2 protein-coding genes are annotated in these 1,350 nt (G+C 76.5%); both read left to right on the top strand.

The window, feature by feature from the left end:
• The coding region (locus tag ICN82_RS21175; protein ID WP_330999048.1) for a sulfatase-like hydrolase/transferase at positions 1–974 on the top strand (974 nt) is incomplete at its 5' end.
• Positions 971–1,350 (top strand): lysylphosphatidylglycerol synthase domain-containing protein (locus tag ICN82_RS21180; RefSeq protein ID WP_193187337.1); only part of this gene is annotated, 380 nt, incomplete at its 3' end. The genes ICN82_RS21175 and ICN82_RS21180, both read left to right, overlap by 4 nt.

Raw genomic sequence — 1,350 nt, forward strand, 5'->3', positions numbered from 1 at the left:
ATCCCGCCGCCGCGCGGCCCGGGCTGTTCGGCGCGCTGGCCGGGCGCGACGTGGTCATCGTCTTCGTCGAAAGCTACGGCCGGACGGTCTTCGAGGACCCGCTCTACCGCTCGCGCCAGCACGACCGCCTCCGCGCGGGCGAGGCCGCCCTGCGCGCGGCCGGGCTGGGGATGCGCTCGGGCTGGCTCGGCTCGCCGATCCGCGGCGGACAAAGCTGGCTGGCCCATGCCACCCTGGCCTCGGGCCTGGCGATCTCGGATCAGGGGATGTACGCCGCGCTGCTGTCCAGCGGGCGGCAGGGGCTCTTTCACCTGGCGGCGGCGGCGGGATACGACACGCTGGCTGTGGCGCCCGCGATCACCCTGCCCTGGCCCGAGGCGGAGCGCCTGGGCTTCGCCCGCACGCTGGAGGCTGCCGATCTGGGCTATCGCGGGCCCGCCTTCGGCTGGGTGACCATGCCCGACCAGTTCACGCTGGAGGCCTTCGAGCGGCTGGCCCCCGGCGACGGGCCGCGCATGACCGAGATCGCCCTGATCTCCAGCCACGCCCCCTGGACGCCGCTGCCGCGCATGGTGCCGCGGGAGGATCTGGGGGACGGACGGATCTTCGGGCCGATGGCCGCGGCCGGGCCCGCGCCCCGCGCGCTCTGGGCCGATCCCGGCCGCGTGCGGCTGCATTACGCGCTGGCGCTGGATTACGCGCTGGCAGCCGTTTTCGACTGGGCCGCGCGGCCCCGCGCCACGCCGCCGGTCCTGCTGGTGCTGGGCGACCATCAGCCGGGCGGCCCTGTCGCCCCCTCGGGAGGGGACCAGGTGCCTGCCCATCTGATCGCGCCGCCGGAGGTGCTGGCGCTATTCGACGGCTGGGGCTGGCAGGAGGGGCTGCAGCCCGATCCGCAGGCGCCCGCCTGGCCGATGGAGCGCTTCCGCGACCGGTTCCTCGCCGCCACTGCCGCCCCGGGGGCCGGACCGTGAGCGCGCTGCGCCCGCTGCTGTCCGTCGCGCTGGTGGCGGCGGTGCTGGCGCTGCCGGGGATCGAGCAGGTCGCGGCGCGGCTGCGCGCGGCCGAGGCCCTCTGGCTGGGTCTGTGCCTGCTGCTGCTGACGCTGGTGACGCTGCTGTCGGCGCTGCGCTGGCGGCTGACCGCGGCCGCGCTGGGGCTCGATCTGCGGCCGGGCCGGGCCATCCGCGAATACTACCTCGCCCAGATCGTCAACCTGACCCTGCCCGGCGGCGTGCTGGGCGATGCCGCCCGGGCCATGCGCACGCGCGGCACCGGGCCGCTGGGACCGGCGGCGCAGGCGGTCGTGCTGGAACGCGCGGCCGGTCAGGCCGCGATGGCGGCGGTGCT

Origin of the sequence: Mangrovicoccus algicola (assembly GCF_014903745.1) — a bacterium.
GTDB classification, from domain to species: domain Bacteria; phylum Pseudomonadota; class Alphaproteobacteria; order Rhodobacterales; family Rhodobacteraceae; genus Mangrovicoccus; species Mangrovicoccus algicola.